This window comes from Treponema sp., assembly GCF_024696245.1.
Taxonomy (GTDB): domain Bacteria; phylum Spirochaetota; class Spirochaetia; order Treponematales; family Treponemataceae; genus Treponema_D.
The window spans coordinates 1-2,236 of the sequence record NZ_JAILGZ010000094.1; the positions used below are offsets into that span (position 1 = coordinate 1).

The 2,236-nt window shown below is 37.2% G+C and carries 2 protein-coding genes; both read left to right on the plus strand.

The window, feature by feature from the left end; genetic code table 11:
- Nucleotides 1–1,734, plus strand: a 1,734-nt coding sequence (locus K6D58_RS06785) for a PAAR domain-containing protein (protein WP_296828898.1), incomplete at its 5' end; no start/stop codon positions are given.
- Nucleotides 1,735–1,738: 4 nt separating this feature from the next.
- The coding region (locus tag K6D58_RS06790) for a hypothetical protein (protein ID WP_296828900.1) at nucleotides 1,739–2,236 on the plus strand (498 nt) is incomplete at its 3' end.

Here is a 2,236-nt window from a genome sequence, read left to right on the forward strand (position 1 = left end):
AACGAAGACGGAAAGGAAGAAATCCGTGTAGAAACTGCACAGGGCCAGATGCGTGCGATTCTTAGCAAAACGGGTGTTGAACTTATTAATGAGCTTGCCGGCGGAATCGAACTGAGCGGAAAAAAGATTAACCTTAAGGGCAAGAACATTACTGTTGTTGCAGAAAAAAGCCTTTCTATGAACAGTGATGGTCCTGCAAACTTTAAGGAAAAGGGCAAGTTTACACTTACTTCTGATAAGGACGTTACCTTAAAGGGCAAGAACATCAAGATGAGCGGTTCTAAGGGTGTTGCGGCAGAAGGCAAGCAGATAGCCGTTCAGGATGACAAAGTAATGGGCTTTGATGTTCATATTATGGTTGTGCCGAGCGGAAACGGAACAACAACAGTGCCGCTTCCTCATCCGTTTATTGGAAAACTTGCAGATAAGCTTTCTAAAGACGTAAAGATAAAAGATAAGGCCTGTGCTACAAAAGACAGCGTTGCAAAGCATGACGATTCTATGCATATGCAGCTGCCTGGTACAATCAAGTTCCAGAATAATCCTAAGAAAGAAGGAAACGTTACAGGCGGAACAAGTCCTAAGGTAAAAATTAACGGTAAGGAAGCTGCGGTTATAGGTTCTCAGGTAAGCACCTGTAATGACGTGGGGGCACAGAACAACAGTACGGTTATTGCGCCGGGTGCCAGTATGCCTATGCCTGTAATCATTAATCCTAAAAATACGGAAGAATGGAAACGAGAGCAGGAAGAAAAAGAAAAGAAAGAACCTAAGTTCAGTGATGTAAAATGGGCCAACACCAGCGTTGACGAAGGTAAAGAAGTTGAGCTTACGGCAAGTGTACAGGACATTGAAGACGGCAATATGGTAACACTGCAGGTATTCCCGGAAGGAAAAGGGCCTGAAGACGGAGTTCCGATTACATCATTCCCTCTTACGGTAAAGGGCGGAAGTGTAAGTGCAAAATGGAGTTACCACGCAAATAAAAGCGAACTGCCGCAGGACAGCGACCCTAAGTTTGTGTTCAGCGCTCACTGTGCATGGTGTAATTTTGAAAAGAGCAGTAACAGTGTAGAAGTAAAACTGGTGCGCCCGGAAATTACAAAAGCAGAATGGCAGAATAAGGACGGTGGAAGTACAAGCAAGGGACTTGTTGGAGAGACTCTAAAACTTCATGCAGAAACAAAAGATATGGAAGGCGGTGTAACTTTCCGTATTTATGATGACAAGGGAAGACAGGTATTTGAAAAAGGAGCTGAGATAGAGGGAGACAAGGCTGAAGCTGAGTGGACCTACCATTGGAACGGAGAAAAGCTGGAAGAAAAGCCTAAGTTTACGTTTGAGGTGACTGGGCAGAGATGTAAGAAGGTGGAATCTTCTGAGGTGGATATTAGTGCAACTTTTGAAGCAGTTTTACAAAATCAAAATGGGGAAATCTTAAAGGATCTTGATTATGCAATAATCCAATCTGATGGTTCAACTTCAGATAGTAAAACAGATGATAATGGTATTATAAAAGTAGAAGATGTTATACCTGGTATTGTTGAAGTAAAAGTATCATTTGAAGATATTGAATCAAGTTATATTGTAAATTTTTCAACTGAAGAAAGTAATAGTAATGATGAAATAATATTACAACCAAATGAGAAAACTTTATTAGCTTCAAAGCCTATAAATGTAAATAAAAAAATTATTTTTATTTTCTATACAGAAGAATTGGATGTTTCGGAGTAATTAATTGAAAATTTTTGAGCAAGATAAAAATTATTTATATTCAAATAATGAATCTAAGATGATTGGAATGTTTCCTTTTGGAAAAGGTGGATTCTGGCACAGTGGTATACATTTGCATATCGATACTCCAATAACGCTTCCTTTAGAAGGTGAAGTTGTTGCATATCATATTGCTGATAAATATCAAGTTAACTCAAAAGGAAAAAATGTTTCAAAGTCTTTTATTTTAATAAAACATAATGTAAGTTTAATGAAAGGTGCTGAGAATACAGAAAATCCTGAAATTGAATTTTTTTCTTTATATACAAGTCTTTTACCTGATTCAGAATTAAAAGTTTGTAAAGAATTTAATGATTTTAAGGAATTAACAAATACTAATAAGAATTTAAATCTTCCTTTTTATAAGGATGTACAGTTTTCTTTAAATTTGGAAAAATGTAGTACTTATAAAAAATTAAAAGACGGCAATTATTTTGCTGGCACTATGGGAAATGTTATTGAT